A 19963-nucleotide genomic window follows, 5' to 3' on the forward strand; every position below is an offset into this window, starting at 1 on the left:
TTAGCACGAAAGACCTGTTTTAGTTTGTGAATCATGCATGTTGAAGTGAGTTTATGCATTTAGTATAGTCTTTTTATAGTAAATTTATGGGTATTAAAAATAAATAATCAGCTTAGCTAGTAATATTTTGGGGAAAATTACTAAATAAGCTGAAATGAAGATTAGTCACTTTAAGGAGGGGTATGACAATGGCTATGACTAAAAGAGAAAATGCAATGGCTATTTATAATGGGGAGCAACCGGACTTTTACGGGGATTTTATGGAGGCAATGGCTCTTATTCCTGATCCGATTCTTCTTAGCGATTTAGTACCACAAGATGGCGAAGAACATCTGGATTCATGGGGAACAACATATATCTGGCAACCAGGGGCGCCGGGAGCGCATCCACATGTTACAAATGAAAACGCTGTTATAAAAGATATTACAAAGTGGGAAGAACAGCTTAAGGTTCCGTCTGTTAAGGGACTTGACTGGACAATGGCTGAAAATATGGCAAATGAAGTAAACAGAGATGAAATGTTTGTAGGCTTTTTGTGTGGGGGAGGTTTATTCGAACGTTCTCATCATCTTATGGGCATGATGAATGCTTTCTATAATTACATGGATTATCCAGACGAAATGAAAGCTATGCTTACAGTAATCAAAGATTACAAAATAGAAGTATTAAAGGAAACAGCTGCCCATATACACCCTGATGTTGTATTTTTCCATGATGACTGGGGTTCAAAACAAAATCTTTTCCTTCCACCTGATGTATGGAGAGATATTATAAAACCGTTACATGCTGAAATAGTGCAGACAGCCCATGACTTAGGAATGATATTTATGCATCATGCTGATTGTATCTGCCAGCCTGTAGTAGAAGATATGGTAGAAATTGGCATTGACATTTGGCAGGGAGTTATTGCTCAAAATGACATTCCTTATATTCAGGAAGTTACAAAGGGTAAACTGGCCATGGTAGGAGGAATTGACGGTCCCAAGATTGATGTGGAAAATATAACTGAGGAAGAAATTAGAGCAGAAGTTAGAAGAGCAATAGATACATATTGCCCAGCTGGAAGATTCTTCCCTTCAATTCCTAATGGAATATGCTTTAGAGAATGGAATAATGAGATATTCTTGGATGAATTGCATAAATATGGACGCATTTATGCACAAGAACATCCAATCAACAAAGCTGTAAACTAGAATAAAACGAAATCTAATTAATTTATAAATGTCTAAACTCAAAAAAAGAACTTCCGGCTCGCAGAAGTTCTTTTTTATTGAATTAGTTGTTTTCACTAATATAGGTATCTTGAATATTCTTTTTTGCTGTAGAAAGCATAAGTTTAATTCTGTTTAACTGGTTTACCTCGCTGGCACCCGGATCGTAGTCAATGGCAACAATATTTGACATAGGATACATGCTTCGGATTTTTTTAATAACTCCCTTTCCAACAACATGGTTAGGAAGGCAGGCAAAAGGCTGGGTACAAACAATGTTTCCGGCACCTTCATGGATTAATTCCAGCATTTCTCCGGTTAGGAACCAGCCTTCACCGGTTTGATTTCCAGTAGAAACTATTTTTCTTGCTGCTTTTGCAGTATCCTGAATTCTTGCAGGAGGAGTAAAGCGTTTACTTTTTTCAAATTCTTTTCTGGCTGCGCTTCTAAGCCCCTCTAAGAATTTAATCCCAAGATTTGCATATGCGGCAGATGAAAACTTAAAACCTAAATATTTGGCTTTAAAATTCTGATTATAAAAGCTGTACAGTAAAAAGTCAGTCAAATCTGGGACAACAGCTTCTGCACCTTCTCTTTCCAAAAGGTCAACCAGGTGGTTGTTGGCAATTGGTGAGAATTTTACAAGTATTTCTCCTACGATACCAACTCTTGGTTTAACCATATCTTCGTAAATTGGTAAGGTATCAAAAGAGTGAATTATGCTTCTGCAAATCCTGTTATATTGCAAATGGGACAATACTTTTTTGGAACTGATGAATTTTTTACAAACTTCAGCCCATTTTCTGTATAATTTGTCAGCGGAACCCTTAACCTTTTCGTAAGGACGAACTCTATAGAGACAACGCATGAATATATCTCCAAAAACAAGACCGTAAAGAGCTTTTTGTAAAACGGTAGGAGTAATCTTAAAACCAGGATTAGCCTCAAGACCGCTTAAATTTAAGGAAATAACCGGAATATCCGGATATCCTGCCTTGGCTATGGCTCTTCTGATAAATCCTATATAGTTTGAAGCACGGCATCCACCACCGGTCTGGGAAATAATAATGGCGGTTCTTTCAAGGTCATATTTTCCTGAAAGAATGGCATCCATTATTTGTCCTACAACTATAAGAGAAGGATAGCAGGCATCATTGTTTACATATTTAAGTCCTGTATTGATAGAAGAGCGGTTGTCATTTGTCAATAGCTCAACATTATAGCCACTACTGTTTAATCCTGTTGCAATAAGCTCAAAATGTATAGGTGACATTTGAGGACAAAGTATAGTGTAGTTTTTCTTCATATCCTTTGTAAAAATTACCCTTTTATAAGCAGATGAAACAGGATGGCATTTAATATTTTTTCTTTCCCTGACTTTAATAGCTGAAAGAAGTGAACGGATTCTGATTCTTGCAGCACCTAAGTTATTTACTTCATCAATTTTTAAGCAGGTATAAATCTTACCGGATTTTGATAAAATATCATTTACCTGGTCAGTGGTAACTGCATCCAAACCGCAACCAAAAGAATTTAACTGTATAAGATCTAAGTTATCCTGAGTTTTAACATAATTGGCTGCTGCATATAACCTTGAATGATACATCCACTGGTCTAAAACAATTAGAGGTCTTTCAACCGGTGCAAGGTGACTTACGCTGTCTTCTGTTAAAACAGCAAGACCAAAAGAATTAATCATTTCAGGTATTCCATGGTTAATTTCCGGGTCAATATGGTAAGGTCTTCCTGCAAGAACAATACCTCTTATATTTTTGTCTTTTAAATATTGAAGGGTTTCTTCACCTTTATTACGAATATCATTTCTGGCTTTTTCAAGTTCTGTCCATGCCTTTGATACCGCATTTTTAATGTCTTCGGAAGGAATGTGATTAAATACCTTAACAAGTCTTTCATAAATGGTTGTTTGTGATGTAAACGCAATAAAAGGATTTAAAAATTTAACCTTACCTGAAGTAATTGATTCCACATTATTTTTAATATTTTCAGAATATGATGTAACAATCGGACAATTATAATGATTATTAGCATTTTTAAATTCAGTTCTTTCATATGGAATGCTTGGATAAAAAATGAAGTCAACATTTTTAGAAATAAGCCATTCTATATGTCCGTGAGCAAGTTTTGCCGGATAACATTCTGATTCACTAGGGATACTTTCAATACCTTTTTCGTATATTTTATGGCTGGAAACAGGTGAAAGAACAACTTTATAACCTAAATCCGTAAAAAAAGTAAACCAGAAAGGATAATTATCATACATGTTTAAGACTCTTGGAAGTCCCACAGTTCCCCTATAGGCCTGGTCTGTGTTAAGAGCCTTGTAATTAAAATATCTTTTTCTTTTATATTCAAAAAGGTTTGGAAGTTTGTTTTTATTTTTTTCTTCTCCAAGACCTCTTTCACAGCGGTTTCCGGTAATAAAGGAACGATTGCCGGAGAATTTATTTACGGTCAAAAGACAATTATTTGTACATTTTCCACAATGTTTAAGCTCTGTTGTATATTTTAATTTTTCAATATCTTCCAATGATAAAATAGTTGTAAAAGGTTCGTCTTCGTATCTTTCTTTTGCCACAAGAGCAGCGCCAAAAGCTCCCATGATTCCTGAAATATCAGGTCTTGTAGCATGAACTCCTGCGATTTCTTCAAAAGTTCTAAGAATTCCGTCATTATAAAAAGTACCACCCTGAACTACAATTTTTTCACCAAGATCCTTAGGGTCGGTAAGTTTAATTACTTTAAAAAGGGCGTTTTTAATAACAGAATAGGCAAGCCCTGCTGAAATATCAGCGACTGATGCTCCTTCTTTTTGCGCCTGTTTAACTTTTGAATTCATAAATACGGTACAACGGGTACCAAGGTCAATAGGATGCTTTGCAAATAATGCTTCTTTTGCAAAATCTTTAACTGAAAAATTAAGGGATTTAGCAAAAGTTTCAATGAAAGAACCACATCCTGATGAGCAGGCTTCGTTAAGTAAAACACTGTCAACAACATGATTTTTGATTTTAATGCATTTCATGTCCTGACCGCCAATGTCTAAAATACAGTCTACTTCCGGTTCAAAAAATGAAGCAGCATAATAATGAGATACTGTTTCAACTTCACCTTGTTCCAATAAAAGAGCTTCCTTAATAAGAGCTTCTCCATAACCGGTTGAACAGGAATGAACTATTTTAGCCTTTTTTGGTAAAAGTGAATATATTTCTTTTAATGATTTTAAAGCAGTAAGAAGGGGGCTTCCGTTATTATTGCTGTAAAATGAATATAATAATGAACCGTCCTGAGCAATAAGGGCAGTTTTAGTAGTGGTAGAACCAGCGTCTATACCTAAGAAGCAATTTCCTTCATAGGTGGAGATATCACCTTTTTTTATTTCAGCATTAGAATGATTAATTAAAAATTCCTTATATTCGTCTTCTGATTTAAATAAAGGATTAAGTCTTTCAACTTCAAACTCCATCTTAATAGGTGTAGCCAACCGGTTTTTCAATTCTGATAAATTTACGAAACTTTCTTTATCGTAATTTAAAGCACATCCTATGGCTGCAAAAAGATGCGAATTTTCAGGGATAATGGCATGCTCATCATCCAGTTTTAAAGTTCTTATAAAACAATTTCTAAGTTCTGAAAGAAAGTGAAGAGGACCGCCTAAGAAAGCAACATGTCCTCTGATAGGTTTTCCGCAGGCAAGTCCACTTATGGTTTGATTAACAACAGCCTGGAAAATAGATGCAGACAAATCCTGTCTGGTTGCTCCCTCATTTATAAGAGGTTGAATATCAGTTTTTGCAAAAACCCCACAACGGGCTGCAATAGGATATATATCTTTATAATCTTTAGCGTATTCATTGAGGCCGGCGGCATCTGTTTGAATAAGAGAAGCCATCTGGTCAATAAAAGAGCCTGTACCTCCGGCACAGATTCCGTTCATACGCTGATCTATGTTTTTTCCCTGGAAATAAATAATCTTGGCATCTTCGCCCCCTAATTCAATGGCAACATCAGTCTGGGGAGCGTAATGTTTTAACGCTGTGGATACAGCTACAACTTCTTGTACGAAAGGGATTCCAAGATATTTGGAAAGGGTCAATCCCCCTGAACCTGTAATAACAGGGTGAACTAACATATCGTTTGTTTTATTTAAAGCTTTTGCAAGCAGGTCTGCAAGAGTTTCCTGTATATTTGCAAAATGTCTTTGATAATCAGAAAATAAAACATTTTTTTCTCCGTCAAGCAAAGCAACTTTTATAGTTGTTGAGCCGATATCGATTCCTAGAGTATTTATATTTTTGAGATTCATCTCCAACCTCCTGTTTAATTATTTGCTATAAAAAATTATAGACAAAACCGATAGTCTATTATACGACAAACTTATTTTAAATACAAATGAAATAAAATGAGAATTGATTGACAAATATATCTATTGTTTATATAATTTCTCAGTATAAGTTTACAAACAATTTAAAAAATTTTATTTAAAATCTTTACAAATCATTGATTTTAAAGGCTTTTAAAGGTAAACTAAATAAGAAATTTTTTATTAAGGAGGATAAGAATGGACTTTATTAGTAAAATGGAAAGAAAATTTGGAAGATTTGCCATTCCTAATCTTACAGCCTGGTTAATTGGTGTGTATGCTGTGGGATATCTTATATATTATTTAGCTAATCCACTTTTATATTATCTGTATCTTGAACCTTATATGATATTTCATTACGGTCAGGTATGGCGTCTTGTAACCTGGATATTTACGCCACCTTCCGCATCGAATATTTTTGTGGTTTTGATTATGATGTTATTTTACTATTCTATAGGAACTAATCTTGAAAACACCTGGGGTGCTTTCAGGTACAATTTATATCTGATAGGTGGTATGCTCTTTACTTTAATTGGAGCTATTGTGATGTATTTTGCCCTGGGACAGCCGGTTTTACTTGGAGGATATTTCAGCACTTATTACATTAATACGTCAATATTTTTGGCCTTTGCAGTATTATATCCAAATATGCAGGTTCTTCTATATTTTATCATTCCGATAAAAATTAAATGGCTTGCATATCTTTATGGAGCGTATCTTATATACGATATAATAACTGCAAATATTGTTGGAAAGGTAGCTATTGTTGTTTCTATGCTAAACTTTTTGATTTTCTTCCTTTTGGTACTTAAAAGAAAAAAATCAGGAATTTACGGTAATTATAAAAGCTATAACTCCCAAAGAGCCAGACGGGATTTTAAAAGGGATTTCAATAAAAGATTTAACGAAGGTTCATTTGGTGGAAATACAGGCTCATTTAATCGTGGAAGACAACAGGTTACTAAGCATAAGTGTGCCATTTGTGGACGAACAGAAAATGACGGTGATGAATTAGAATTTAGATTTTGTTCAAAATGTAATGGTAATTACGAATACTGTCAGGATCATTTGTTTACTCATGTGCACAGGAAATAGAAAAGGTAAGGTTATGAATTATAAAAAAGTCAAGTTGATTATTATGGGGGTTATGATAGGATTGTCTCTTACATCTTGTCAAAAAGATAACGGTTCAAACAGTAGTAGCAAATCAGCAAGTGATATTGTTTCAGATACAAAGCAGGATTTGTCAGATGATAGCTCATCATTATCACAAAATGAGGAGGATAAGATTGACCCTAAATTGTTGGAGGATAGAGAGGTAGATGTTTCTACATTATCCATACAAAATTACGGGAGTTTTCTGGTAGTAAATGATACCGCCTACGAATATTACAGCTATAACGACGAAATAACAGGGAATTTTGCTGCAAATATAAACAGGGCAGTGGCTCTTGCACCAAATTCTAAAGTGTATTCAATAATAGTTCCTACCAATTACGAAATTTCTTTATACAAAAATGTAAAGGAGATGTATCCTTCTTACAATCAGAAGGAGGCTATAGAAAGTATTTATAGCCGTCAAAACGCCGGTTCTATAAACATTGATATTGTGGATACATTAAAAGCTCACAGGGACGAATATATTTATTACAGGACTGACCATCATTGGACCAGTCTTGGGGCTTTTTATGCCTACCAAAAATTTGCAAAAGAAAAAGGAATTAAATACAATTCACTGGATTCTTTTGAAGAAGTACAGTTTCCAGGTTTTTTAGGAAGCTTTTATACGGAATCAAAATCAAGTGCATTATCGGCAAATTCTGATGTCGTTTATGCATATAAACCAAATTCTACTAATGAATTGGAATTTTATGACGAAAATGGTAATGTGACAAATTGGAATATAATAGAAGATGTTTCAAATTGGAACGCAGGTTCTAAATATAACACATTTATTTCCGGAGATAATCCTTTAGTTAAAATTACAAATCCAACTTTATCAGATAATAGCAGTATAGTTGTTATCAAAGAATCTTATGGAAATGCTTTGGTGCCGTTTTTAGTTGATCACTATCAGCATGTATATGTTATTGACTATAGGTACTATAAGAATTCGTTTTCTTCATTTTTATCAGAATATCCGGTGGATGATGTGTTATTTGTGAATTATTTATCAGCATCCCTGTCATCCTCTAACGTATCTAGAATGCAAAACTTTTTACGCTAGTGATAATTTGTTTTGCATTTTGCACTAAAAAAATGAAATTGACTTATATATTTAAAAAAATATGTGGTTGTTTTTAATAAAAACATTGACTTTTGTATTAATTTAAAGTTATACTTTATTAAGTTAAAGTGCGACATTGATAAAAAATGACTGAGAAACTATTGATTTTTGTATCATATATACATATTATATATGGCAGGGCTAGTTATAAGATGAATTTTTTTATTCAATTTAACCACATTTATTAAAAATCATTAATTTTTAATGTAATTAGCAAGGAGGAACAATTAGTATGGCTAGAAAAATGTCGACCATGGATGGAAATCATGCTGCAGCTCATGCATCTTACGCTTTTACAGATGTTGCAGCTATTTATCCAATTACACCATCATCAGTTATGGCTGAAGCTACTGACGAGTGGGCAACTCAGGGAAGAAAAAACATTTTTGGGCAGACAGTACAAGTTACTGAGATGCAATCTGAGGCAGGAGCAGCAGGTACAGTGCATGGTTCACTTACAGCCGGAGCACTTACAACAACATATACTGCTTCACAGGGTCTTCTTCTTATGATCCCGAATCTTTACAAAGTTGCCGGTGAAGGTTTACCGGGTGTATTTAATGTTTCAGCGAGAACATTAGCATCACATGCATTATGTATTTTTGGTGATCATTCTGACGTATATGCATGTAGACAGACAGGATGCGCAATGCTTTGCGAATCCAGCGTACAGGAAGTTATGGATCTTACTCCGGTTGCACATCTTAGTGCTATTAAGGGAAAACTTCCATTTATCAACTTCTTTGACGGTTTCCGTACTTCTCACGAAATTCAAAAAATTGAAACATGGGATTATGAAGATTTAAAAGATATGGCAGATATGGATGCTATCGACGAGTTTAGAAGAAATGCTTTAAATCCAAATCATCCATGTGAGTTAGGTTCTGCTCAGAATCCGGATATCTTCTTCCAGACAAGAGAGGCCTGCAATGGTAAGTACAATAACATTACAGAAGTTGTTCAGATGTATATGGACAAGGTCAATGAAAAAATAGGAACAGATTATAAGTTATTTAACTATTACGGAGCTGCGGATGCTGAACATGTTATCGTTGCTATGGGTTCAGTATGTGAAACAATTGAAGAGGTTATAGATTATATGACAGCTGCCGGAGAAAAAGTCGGTCTTGTTAAAGTAAGACTCTACAGACCATTCTCAGCTGAAGCTTTGGTTAAGGCTATTCCTGATTCATGTAAGAAAATTACAGTTCTTGACCGTTCAAAAGAGCCTGGAGCAATTGGAGAACCACTTTATCTTGATGTAGTTGCCGCTCTTAATAAAACAAAATTTGACGGAGTTGAGATTTTTAGAGGAAGATATGGTCTTGGTTCTAAAGATACAACACCTGCTCAGATATATTCAGTATACAAAAACACAGAAAAGAAAGAGTTTACAATCGGTATCGTAGACGATGTAACAAATCTTTCTCTTGATATTATTGAAAATATTAATACAGCTTCCGAAAATACAGTAAGCTGTAAATTCTGGGGACTTGGAGCAGATGGTACAGTTGGTGCAAACAAGAACTCCATCAAGATTATTGGTAACAACACTGACATGTATGCTCAGGCATATTTTGATTATGATTCAAAGAAGTCAGGTGGTGTAACTATTTCACATCTTAGATTTGGAAAAGAGCCTATTCGTTCAACCTACCTGATTTCAATGGCAAACTTTGTTGCTTGTCATAACCCTGCATATATTACAAAATATGATATGGTACAAGATATTGTTGACGGAGGTAAATTCTTATTAAACTGCTCCTGGAACAGTGAAGAGTTAGAAAAGAATCTTCCAGGAAGAGTTAAAAAATATATCGCAGAACACAATATTGAATTATATACAATTGACGGTATCAAGATTGGTAAAGAAATCGGTCTTGGAGGACGTATCAATACAGTACTTCAGTCAGCTTTCTTTAAGCTTGCAGGTATTATTCCTGAGGCTGATGCTATTAAATATATGAAAGAAGCTGCAAAAGCTACTTATGGTCGTAAAGGTGATAACATCGTTCAAATGAACTATGATGCTATAGACAGAGGAGCACAAGATGTTGTTAAAGTTGATGTTCCTGCGTCCTGGAAAGATGCTGTTGATGATGCAGCAGCTTCAGAAAAACCATTAGAAGGAAAACCGGAAGTATTGGCATTTGTTAATACAATTCAAAAAGCGGTTAATTCACAGTCAGGTAACAAGCTTAAAGTTTCAGAAGTAGCTGCTTATGAAGACGGACACACTCCATCAGGTACAGCTGCATACGAAAAGCGTGGTGTTGCAGTAGATATTCCTGTATGGGATTCAGAAAACTGTATCCAGTGTAATTATTGTTCTTATGTATGTCCTCATGCAGTTATCAGACCTGTTGCTCTTACAGAAGATGAAGTTAAAGCAGCTCCTGAAGGAATGAAGACAATACCTCTTACAGGACTTAAAGATAAATATCAGTTTACCATGACAGTATCTGCATACGATTGTACAGGATGCGGTTCTTGCGTAAATGTATGTCCTGGTAAGAAAGGAAACAAAGCCCTTTCAATGCAGTCTTTTGCTGAAAACGAAGGTTCTCAGGCAATTTATGATTACGCTGTTAAACTTCCTAAGAAGGCAGATGTATTTGAGAAATTCAAAATTGATTCAGTTAAGGGTAGTCAGTTTAGACAGCCACTTCTTGAGTTCTCAGGAGCTTGTGCAGGTTGTGGTGAGACACCTTATGTTAAATTACTTACTCAGTTATTTGGAGATAGAATGTATATAGCAAATGCTACAGGTTGTTCATCAATCTGGGGTAACTCATCACCTTCTACTCCTTATACAACTACTCCGGAAGGAAAAGGTCCTGCATGGTCTAATTCACTTTTTGAAGATGCAGCAGAATTTGGTTATGGTATGTTCTTGGCTCAAAGAGCTTTAAGAGATAGTCTTAAAATAAAAGTAGAGGCTATTGCCGATAAGACATCTAATGGTGATGTTAAAGCAGCAGCTAAAGAATACATCGATACATTCGGCATTGGTATCACAAACGGTGATGCTACAGACAAGCTTGTTGCAGCTTTAGAGGCAGAAGGAAGTCAGGAAGCAAAAGAAATCATTAAAGATAAAGACTTCTTAGCTAAGAAATCTCAATGGATCTTTGGTGGTGACGGATGGGCTTACGACATCGGATTTGGTGGTGTTGACCATGTACTTGCCAGTGGACAGGATATTAACATCCTTGTACTTGATACCGAAGTATATTCCAATACAGGTGGACAGTCTTCTAAATCCACTCCGACAGGTGCTATTGCTCAGTTTGCTGCTGCCGGTAAAGAAGTTAAGAAGAAAAATCTTGCTGAAATAGCAATGAGTTATGGATATATTTATGTAGCACAGGTTGCCATGGGTTCTGATTACAATCAATGTGTTAAGGCTATGGCAGAAGCAGAAGCTTATCCTGGCCCATCACTTGTAATTTGCTATGCTCCATGTATTAATCATGGTATCAAGATTGGAATGTCTAAAGCTCAGACAGAAGAGAAGAATGCCGTTGAAGCAGGTTATTGGCATTTATTCAGATTCAATCCTGAACTTGTTGATAAGGGAGAAGCTGGATTCATCCTTGATTCCAAGGCACCTACAGGAGATTATAAGGCATTTTTGAATGGTGAAGTTCGTTACAATTCACTTGTAAGAGCTAATCCGGAAAGAGCTGAAAAACTCTTCGATAAGTCAGAGAAAGAAGCTAGAGATAAATATTCTCATCTTGTTAAACTTGTTGATTTTTACGGAAAAACCGAATAATTCAATAGATAGTAATTATTTCAATTAAAAATTTGGGACAAAGTTCAGGTTTTGGGCTTTGTCCCACTTTTAGTGGAAATATTTCTTTATATTAAATTTGTAAAAAAAATCAAAACATGCGTTTGTTTTATTGATTTTTACAGGTCTCAATGTTATAGTGTTATAAGTTGCGAATATTGTACAAATAATTTACTAAGTGGTGAAATACTTCCTTTGTGGAATGGTATAAAAATGATAATCGACTTAACCTTAGTAAAAATTTAATTATGTGATATAACCATATATTGGAAATAAATTTAAGGTAAAAAAGGAAAATGAATTGATGGAGGTTCTAAATGCAAACTATGATTTCAGAGCAATATGAAGTAGTAAAAGTTGAAAAATTAGCAGATATTAATTCTAAAGGATATCTGTTAAAGCATAAAAAAAGTGGAGCCAGAATACAGATTATTTCAAATGATGATGAGAATAAAACATTTTATATCTGTTTCAGAACGCCACCTGAAAACAGTTGCGGAACTACACACATTATCGAGCATTCTGTTTTGTGTGGCTCAGAAAAATTCCCTGCAAAAGACCCTTTTGTTGAATTGGTAAAGGGTTCCTTAAATACTTTTTTAAATGCAATGACCTATTCAGATAAAACAGTATATCCTGTTGCAAGCTGTAACGATAAAGATTTTCAAAATCTTTGTGATGTATACTTAGACGCAGTTCTAAATCCGAATATCTCTAAAAGACCGGAAATATTCAAACAGGAGGGATGGCATTATGAGCTAAATTCTAAAGATGAACCTCTTGCTGTTACAGGTGTAGTTTACAATGAGATGAAAGGTGCTTTTTCATCTCCGGAAGGAGTATTAGACAGGGAAATACTTAATTCTCTTTTCCCGGACACTGCCTACTGTTACGAATCAGGAGGAAATCCTGAAGAAATTCCAAATCTTACATACGAAATGTTTTTGGATTATTATAAAAAATATTATCATCCATCTAACAGTTACATTTATCTTTATGGTGATATGGATATAAATGAAAAGCTTGAGTGGCTTGATAAAGAATATCTTTCCAAGTATGACATGACCGAAATTGATTCTGAAGTCAAAATTCAAAAAGCTTTTTCACAAACAAGAGAAGTAGTAAAGGAATATTCCATTTCTCAAGACGAAAATGAAAATGATAATACATTTCTTTCATATAATAAAGTAATTGATTATAATTCTGACAGAGAATTGGAACTTGCCTTTTCAATCCTTGAATATGCCCTTGTATCATCTCCGGGAGCCGTTATAAAAAAAGCTTTACTTGATGCCAAAATCGGTAAAGATATAATAGGAAGCTTTGAAAATGGAATAATTCAACCTTATTTTTCCATTGTTGCAAAAAATTCTGAAGAGTCAAAAAAGGAAGAATTTATCAGGATAATAGAAGATGTTTTGAAAGACCAGATTAAAAACGGTATTAACAAGAAAGCACTTTTAGCAGGAATAAACATTACTGAATTCAGTTACAGAGAGGGTGATTTCGGTAATTTCCCTAAAGGCTTGATTTATGGTTTAAATAATCTTGAAACCTGGCTTTATGATGATAATCAGGCTTTTGAAAGAGTATGTGAAGGAAAATTATTTGATTCTTTAAGACAAAAAATAGACAGTGGTTATTTTGAAAAAATTGTAGAAAAATATATTTTAAATAATAATCATTCTTCAATTGTTATTGTAAAACCGGTAAAGGGTCTTACTGCTAAAAACGATGCCTTGTTTAGTGAAAAACTTGCTACTTATAAAGCTACATTAAGTGATGAGGAATTGGAAAGACTAGTAGAAGATACCAAGGCATTAAAGAAATATCAGGAAGAACCATCTACTAAAGAAGAATTAGAAAGTATACCAATGCTTTCTATAGATGACATTAAAAAAGAAATAAATCCTTTAAATAATGTCGAATTAAACATTGAAAACACAAAAGTTTTATGGCACGATATGTTTTCCAATAAAATTAATTACATTAAGTTTTTATTTAATGCCGGAAATATTAAAACACAGCATATACCATACCTTTCAATTTTAAAGAATATTCTTTGCTCAGTTGATACAAAAAATCACGATTACTCTCAACTTTCAAATGATATTCATATAAATACCGGTGGTATCGGCTGTGCTATAAATATTTTTTCTGATGTTAAACAAAAGGATGATTTCAGCGTTTATTTTGACTTTAAAACAAAGGTATTATATGAAAAAACAGATTTTGCAATTAAGACCATTGCAGAGATTATCTCAGGTTCAAAATTTGATAATAAAAAAAGAATTTACGAAATAATAGCTGAGATAAAATCTCACTTACAGACATCCCTTTTGGCCTCCGGTCATATTTATGCCATTGAAAGAGCAAGTTCATACTATTCAAAAACCATGAAATTCCATGAGCTTATCAGCGGAATTGAGTATTATCGCTTAATTGATGACTTAGAGAAAAATTTTGACGATAGATATGATGAACTGGTTTCAATTCTTAATGAATTAATTGTTACAATTTTCAGAAAAGAAAATCTAATGGTAAGTATTACCTGCGATGAAGAAGGTTTAAATATTTTTAAAGAAAATTATAATGAATTACTGTCTTCATTATTTACTGAAAACGTTGAAAACCAAGGCTTTGAGCTTGATTGTCAAAAGAAAAATGAAGGATTTAAATCCTCTTCTAAGGTATCCTATGTGGTAAGATGTGGAAACTTTAGAAATTCTGGTTTTGATTATACAGGCTCCTTAAGAGTATTAAAGGTTATTTTAAGTTATGATTACTTATGGCTGAATATTCGTGTTAAAGGCGGTGCCTACGGTTGTATGAGTGGATTTTCAAGAACGGGAGATATATATTTTGCAACCTATAGAGACCCGAATATTAAAGAATCCAATGAAATATTTGATAAAATGCCTGAATATCTTGAAAAATTCGATGTTGATGAAAGAGATATGACAAAGTACATCATCGGGGCAATAAGCAGTTTGGATACTCCACTTAATCCTTGTGCAAAAGGTGAGCGTTCTTTTGGTTCATATATGATGAACATAAGCGAAGAAGATTTACAGGCAGAAAGAAATCAGGTTTTAAATACCAAAAAAGAAGATATCAGAAATTTAAAAGAGATGATAGAAAAAGCTCTTTTGGAAAATTATCTTTGTGTCGTTGGAAACGAAGAAAAAATAGAAAAAGAAAAAGATTTATTTGATAATGTTTTGAATTTAATGTAATAAAAAATACTCTAAAACATCAGTTTATTATTAAATACTAAGGAGGAAAAATGGACTCAAACAAGAAGTCGGGATTTGTAACATTAATAGGGCGTCCTAATGTAGGAAAATCTACTTTGATGAATAAAATAATAGGACAAAAAATAGCCATAACATCAAACAAGCCACAAACCACAAGAAACAGAATTCAAACAGTTTATACCTGTGATGAAGGTCAGATTATTTTTGTTGACACCCCTGGAATACATAAAGCCAAGAACAAATTAGGGGATTACATGGTTAATGCGGCCAAAAAATCATTTAATGAAGTTGATGTAATTTTATGGCTTGTAGAGCCTTCGGACTTTATCGGAGCAGGTGAAAAAAGCATTACTGAAGATTTATCAAAGGTAAAAGTGCCGGTAATACTCGTAATAAACAAGATGGATACAATTGTTTATAATGAAGTCTTAAAATATATTGATACCTACAGAAAAATTTATGATTTCGCAGAGATAATACCGGTTTCAGCTAAAAAGGGTGATGGTATAGATGATTTAATTTCAACTGTTTTTAAATATCTTCCATACGGCCCTATGTTTTATGATGAGGAAACGGTAACAGACCAGCCTGTTAAACAGATTGCGGCGGAAATGATTAGAGAAAAAGCCCTTCATAGACTATCAGAAGAGATACCCCATGGTATCGCAGTAGTTATTGAATCAATGAAAGAAACCAAGAAAAGCGTTGAAATTGAAGCTACGATAATCTGTGAGAGAGACTCTCATAAAGGTATTATCATTGGAAAACAGGGCTCCATGCTAAAACGAATAGGCATTGATTCAAGAAAAGATATCGAACATATGCTGGAAAAACATGTTAATTTAAAGCTGTGGGTTAAAGTGAAAAAAGATTGGAGAGACTCAGATTTTCTTATTAAAAATTTCGGTTATGATAAGAAAGAGCTGGATTAAAAGTGGACAATAAAATTACTTTGAAAGGCATGATTATAAAGGTATCTCCTGTAGGAGAAAAAGGGAAAAGGCTGGTGCTTTTGACATTGGAAAACGGTAAAGTCACAGTGTTTGCCAATAATGCAAAAAAAGCAGGCAGTAGCCTTTTAGCCGCCACGAATCCTTTTGTTTTTGGTAGTTTTGAAGTATATCAGGGCAAAAATTCTTATACACTTTTAAAAGCAGATATTGATGATTATTTTCTTGAAATAAGTGAAAATCTGGACAGGACCTATTACGGTTTTTATTTCCTTGAAATTTGTGACTATTATTGCAAAGAAAACAATGATGAAACAGAAGTACTGAAACTTTTGTATCAGTCTATTAAAGCATTATGTACGGATAAGATTGAATACAAATTAATAAGAAGAATTTTTGAATTGAAATTACTGGTACTAAATGGAGAATATCCCAATGTATTTTCCTGTGTAGAATGCGGAACAAAAGAAAATCTTCTTGCATTTTCCATAAGAAAAGACGGTTGTATTTGTAAAGAATGTGCAAAACTGTATGGAGAAGACAGCAAACTTCTGGAAGCTACCATATATACAATGCAGTTTATTGTATGTCAGTCTATTGCTAAATTGTATACTTTCAGGGTTAGCGAGCAGGTATTATTACAGTTAGAAAAAATTATGGATCAGTATTTGAGAAAATATATAAATTATGAAAAGCTTAACTCTTATCGTTTTCTTTCCTGATGATTAATCTTTGCATAATACTACTAAAAGGTGTATACTTACAAAAGTATGTTTAGGAATTTAAAATGGCTTTATATATGCCAAAACGAAGGAGGATTTTTAATGAAACGCTTATTGAGTTTGTGTTTTGTTTTTTTAATGACACTTTCTTTAGTGGCCTGTTCACCAAAAAACTATGATAAAAGTACATTGGTTATAGGAGAAAAAGGGCAACTTACCGAGGCTGTTATAGAAGAGTTTGATGAAAAACAGCTAAGTAGTGATGATCTTAAAACTTATATTGATGAAGAAATTAAAGCATATAATGACAATACCGGAGAAGAACGTATTAAAATTGAAAGTTTTAAAGTAGAGGATAATATCGCTAAAGTATATTTAAAATACGATTCTGTGAAAGATTATGCAGCTTTTAATAATGTTACTCTTTATGCAGGGACTGTAAAGGAAGCGCTTATAGCTGATAAGAATTTTGATGATGTAACATTTAAAAGTGTAAAAGAAAAGAAGCAATCCGGCTCATATAAATATGAAGATATAGAAGATGAGGTAAGTGAGTTAAATGTTTGTATTGTTGATGAGTGTACAAATGTTGAACTTCCTGGCGAAATTGTTTATATTTCAAATGAAAATGTCAAGGTGACAGATGATAAGAATGTCACTATCAAAGAAAATATTCAATCAGAATCATCTAATGATGAAACACCGGATGAATCAAATAAAGATGAGAATAAAACAAATATATCTGATGAAATCTTAAGTCTAAAACTTAAGTCACCGGTTATCATTTTTTATAAATAATATTGTTTAGTAATTTGGAGGGCAAAATGGAAAAAACATTAGAAAAAATAGTAGCATTAGCTAAATCGAGAGGATTTGTTTACCCTGGTTCTGAAATCTACGGAGGACTTGCAAATACATGGGATTACGGAAATCTTGGTGTAGAATTAAAAAATAATGTAAAAAAAGCATGGTGGCAGAAATTTATTGTAGAAAGTCAATATAATGTAGGAGTAGATTGTGCCATACTTATGAACCCTCAGACATGGGTTGCTTCAGGACATTTAAAAGGATTTTCAGATCCTTTACTTGATTGTAAAGATTGTCACGAAAGATTTCGTGCCGATAAGATGATAGAAGATTTTAATGAGGCTAATAACATTGAAATGGAAGGCAGTGTTGACGGTTGGAGTAATGAACAAATGGTATCATACATTAACGAACATAACATTGCATGTCCATCATGTGGCAGTCATAACTTTACTGATATAAGACAATTTAATCTTATGTTTAAGACATTCCAGGGTGTAACTGAAGATGCAAAAAACACAGTTTATTTAAGACCGGAGACAGCTCAGGGTATCTTTGTAAACTTTAAAAATGTTCAAAGAACTTCCAGAAAAAAAATTCCTTTTGGTATAGGTCAAATTGGTAAATCTTTCAGAAATGAAATCACTCCGGGTAACTTTACATTTAGAACAAGAGAATTTGAACAGATGGAGCTGGAATTTTTCTGTGAACCTGATACAGACCTTGAGTGGTTTGATTATTGGAAAAAATTCTGTATAAAGTGGCTTCAGGATTTGGGAATCAAACCTGATGAAATGCGTTCAAGAGACCATTCTAAAGAAGAACTTTCATTTTATTCAAAAGCTACAAGTGACCTTGAGTTTTTATTCCCATTTGGTTGGGGAGAACTTTGGGGTATTGCAGATAGAACAGATTATGACCTTACAAAACATCAGGAGACTTCAGGTGAAGATCTTACATATTTTGATGATGTTAAGAAAGAAAAATATATACCATATGTAATTGAACCATCACTTGGTGCAGACAGAGTGGTACTTGCTTTCCTTTGCAGTGCATACGATGAAGAAGAATTAGAAGGTGGAGATGTAAGAACCGTACTTCATTTCCATCCGGTTTTAGCACCTGTTAAAATTGGTGTCCTTCCACTATCAAAAAAATTAAATGATGGTGCTTTTGCAGTTTATGAAAAACTTGTAAAGAAATATAATTGTGAGTTTGATGATAGAGGAAACATAGGAAAACGTTACAGAAGACAGGATGAAATAGGAACTCCGTTTTGTGTAACCTATGATTTTGATTCTGAAGAAGACCATGCAGTAACTGTTAGAGACAGGGATACTATGGAGCAGGTTCGTGTTAAAATAGACGAACTTGATGCCTATTTCGCAGATAAATTTACATTCTAAACCTGTTGTATTCTTGTGAGAGATTGGAGGCTATAACATGATTCAAACATCAATCTTTTCAGGCTTTTTAGGAGCCGGAAAAACAACTTTAATTAAAAAACTTATAAAAGAAGCATATGTAGGTGAAAAAGTAGTACTTATTGAAAATGAATTTGGTGAAATAGGTATTGATGGCGGATTTTTAAAGGATGCCGGTGTAGAAATTACAGAAATGAACTCTGGCTGTATTTGCTGTTCTCTTGTTGGGGATTTTGGAGAAGCCCTATTAAAAGTATCAGAGCAGTTTCATCCGGATAGAATTGTTATAGAGCCGTCAGGAGTTGGAAAACTTTCTGATGTTATGAATGCTGTAAATAATGTAAGTCAAAAAGCTGGAATCGAGCTCACAAGTGCTGTTGCTGTGGTAGATGCAAAAAAAGTGAAAATGTATCTTAAGAATTTTGGTGAATTTTATTCTGACCAGGTGGAACATGCCACAGCTGTTGTATTTAGCAGAACACAATTATTAGATGATAAAAAACTCAAAGAAGTAGTTGATATGCTTAGAGATTTAAATAAGGAAGCAGAATTTATCACAACTAACTGGGAAGATCTCGATGGAAAGGTTATTTTAAATGGAATAGAGCATAAAGATGATTTGATGAAGGAAATGCTAGAGGAAGCAATAAAGGCTCATCATGACCATGAACATCATGACCACAATCACGAGCATCATCATCACGATCATGATCATTGTGACCACGATCACGAGCATCATCACGATCATGATCATTGTGACCATGACCACAAACATCATCACGATCATGACCATTGTGACCATGACCACGAACATCATCATGATCATCACCATGCTGACGATGTATTTACTAGCATTGGAAAAGAAACTACGAATAAATATTCAAAAGAAAAACTTAAGGAAATTCTTGAGGAATTGTCTAAAGAAGACAATAAAGTTGGTACAATTTTAAGAGCAAAAGGTATTGTTGCTTCTACTGATGGAGAATGGTTGCATTTTGACCTTGTTCCTGGGGAATATGAAGTCAGAACAGGCAGCGCTGATTATACAGGCAGAATTTGTGTTATTGGTGTAGATATTGATGAGAATAAAATCTCAGAAATATTTGATTTGAAATAAAGGTGTGATTT

At 33.9% G+C, this 19963-nt stretch carries 11 protein-coding genes; 10 read left to right on the forward strand and 1 reads right to left on the reverse strand.

What is annotated here, in order from left to right:
* The first annotated feature begins 188 nt into the window (after positions 1-188).
* Positions 189-1193: a uroporphyrinogen decarboxylase/cobalamine-independent methonine synthase family protein gene (locus BM153_RS00565; protein WP_242949044.1), complete on the forward strand. Its 1005-nt coding sequence runs from the start codon at positions 189-191 to the stop codon at positions 1191-1193.
* A gap of 82 nt (positions 1194-1275) precedes the next feature.
* Here the strand turns inward: BM153_RS00565 and BM153_RS00570 are convergent, their stop codons facing one another.
* A complete protein-coding gene (locus BM153_RS00570) occupies positions 1276-5535 on the reverse strand; it encodes a 2-hydroxyacyl-CoA dehydratase (RefSeq protein ID WP_092869832.1) in 4260 nt (1419 codons plus the stop codon).
* A 255-nt stretch (positions 5536-5790) separates the two neighbouring features.
* Between BM153_RS00570 and BM153_RS00575 the strand changes: the two genes are divergently transcribed.
* The 9 genes from BM153_RS00575 (at position 5791) to BM153_RS00615 (ending at position 19952) form a co-directional block, all read left to right on the forward strand.
* The gene (locus BM153_RS00575; protein ID WP_092869833.1) at positions 5791-6687 is read left to right on the forward strand and encodes a rhomboid family protein; all 897 of its coding nucleotides are present in this window, start codon (positions 5791-5793) and stop codon (positions 6685-6687) included.
* A gap of 13 nt (positions 6688-6700) precedes the next feature.
* Positions 6701-7819 carry a DHHW family protein gene (locus BM153_RS00580; protein WP_177205518.1) on the forward strand — a complete coding sequence of 373 codons (1119 nt, stop codon included), beginning with the start codon at positions 6701-6703 and terminating at the stop codon, positions 7817-7819.
* A gap of 292 nt (positions 7820-8111) precedes the next feature.
* Positions 8112-11657, forward strand: a complete 3546-nt coding sequence (nifJ, locus tag BM153_RS00585) for a pyruvate:ferredoxin (flavodoxin) oxidoreductase (protein ID WP_092869835.1) — start codon at positions 8112-8114, stop codon at positions 11655-11657.
* 335 nt (positions 11658-11992) lie between these two features.
* Entirely contained in the window at positions 11993-14911 is a 2919-nt protein-coding gene (locus tag BM153_RS00590) for an insulinase family protein (protein ID WP_092869836.1), read from the forward strand.
* A 50-nt stretch (positions 14912-14961) separates the two neighbouring features.
* The gene (gene era / locus BM153_RS00595) at positions 14962-15864 is read left to right on the forward strand and encodes a GTPase Era (protein WP_092869837.1); all 903 of its coding nucleotides are present in this window, start codon (positions 14962-14964) and stop codon (positions 15862-15864) included.
* A gap of 2 nt (positions 15865-15866) precedes the next feature.
* A complete protein-coding gene (recO, locus tag BM153_RS00600) occupies positions 15867-16604 on the forward strand; it encodes a DNA repair protein RecO (protein WP_092869838.1) in 738 nt (245 codons plus the stop codon).
* 102 nt (positions 16605-16706) lie between these two features.
* Positions 16707-17402, forward strand: a complete 696-nt coding sequence (locus tag BM153_RS00605) for a hypothetical protein (protein WP_092869839.1) — start codon at positions 16707-16709, stop codon at positions 17400-17402.
* Positions 17403-17428: 26 nt separating this feature from the next.
* Positions 17429-18817, forward strand: coding sequence for a glycine--tRNA ligase (locus BM153_RS00610; RefSeq protein WP_092869840.1), 1389 nt, complete (start codon positions 17429-17431; stop codon positions 18815-18817).
* A 37-nt stretch (positions 18818-18854) separates the two neighbouring features.
* Entirely contained in the window at positions 18855-19952 is a 1098-nt protein-coding gene (locus tag BM153_RS00615) for a CobW family GTP-binding protein (protein WP_092869841.1), read from the forward strand.
* The last annotated feature ends 11 nt before the right edge of the window (positions 19953-19963 follow it).

It is taken from the genome of Acetitomaculum ruminis DSM 5522, assembly GCF_900112085.1.
GTDB classification, from domain to species: Bacteria; Bacillota; Clostridia; order Lachnospirales; family Lachnospiraceae; genus Acetitomaculum; species Acetitomaculum ruminis.

Bases quoted from the DNA above. Each gene is read 5' to 3' on its own strand.
- BM153_RS00565 (WP_242949044.1), top strand. From the start codon at position 189: ATGGCTATGACTAAAAGAGAAAATGCAATGGCTATTTATAATGGGGAG.
- BM153_RS00570 (WP_092869832.1), bottom strand. From the start codon at position 5,535: ATGAATCTCAAAAATATAAATACTCTAGGAATCGATATCGGCTCAACA.
- BM153_RS00575 (WP_092869833.1), top strand. From the start codon at position 5,791: ATGGACTTTATTAGTAAAATGGAAAGAAAATTTGGAAGATTTGCCATT.
- BM153_RS00580 (WP_177205518.1), top strand. From the start codon at position 6,701: ATGAATTATAAAAAAGTCAAGTTGATTATTATGGGGGTTATGATAGGA.
- nifJ (WP_092869835.1), top strand. From the start codon at position 8,112: ATGGCTAGAAAAATGTCGACCATGGATGGAAATCATGCTGCAGCTCAT.
- BM153_RS00590 (WP_092869836.1), top strand. From the start codon at position 11,993: ATGCAAACTATGATTTCAGAGCAATATGAAGTAGTAAAAGTTGAAAAA.
- era (WP_092869837.1), top strand. From the start codon at position 14,962: ATGGACTCAAACAAGAAGTCGGGATTTGTAACATTAATAGGGCGTCCT.
- BM153_RS00605 (WP_092869839.1), top strand. From the start codon at position 16,707: ATGAAACGCTTATTGAGTTTGTGTTTTGTTTTTTTAATGACACTTTCT.
- BM153_RS00610 (WP_092869840.1), top strand. From the start codon at position 17,429: ATGGAAAAAACATTAGAAAAAATAGTAGCATTAGCTAAATCGAGAGGA.
- BM153_RS00615 (WP_092869841.1), top strand. From the start codon at position 18,855: ATGATTCAAACATCAATCTTTTCAGGCTTTTTAGGAGCCGGAAAAACA.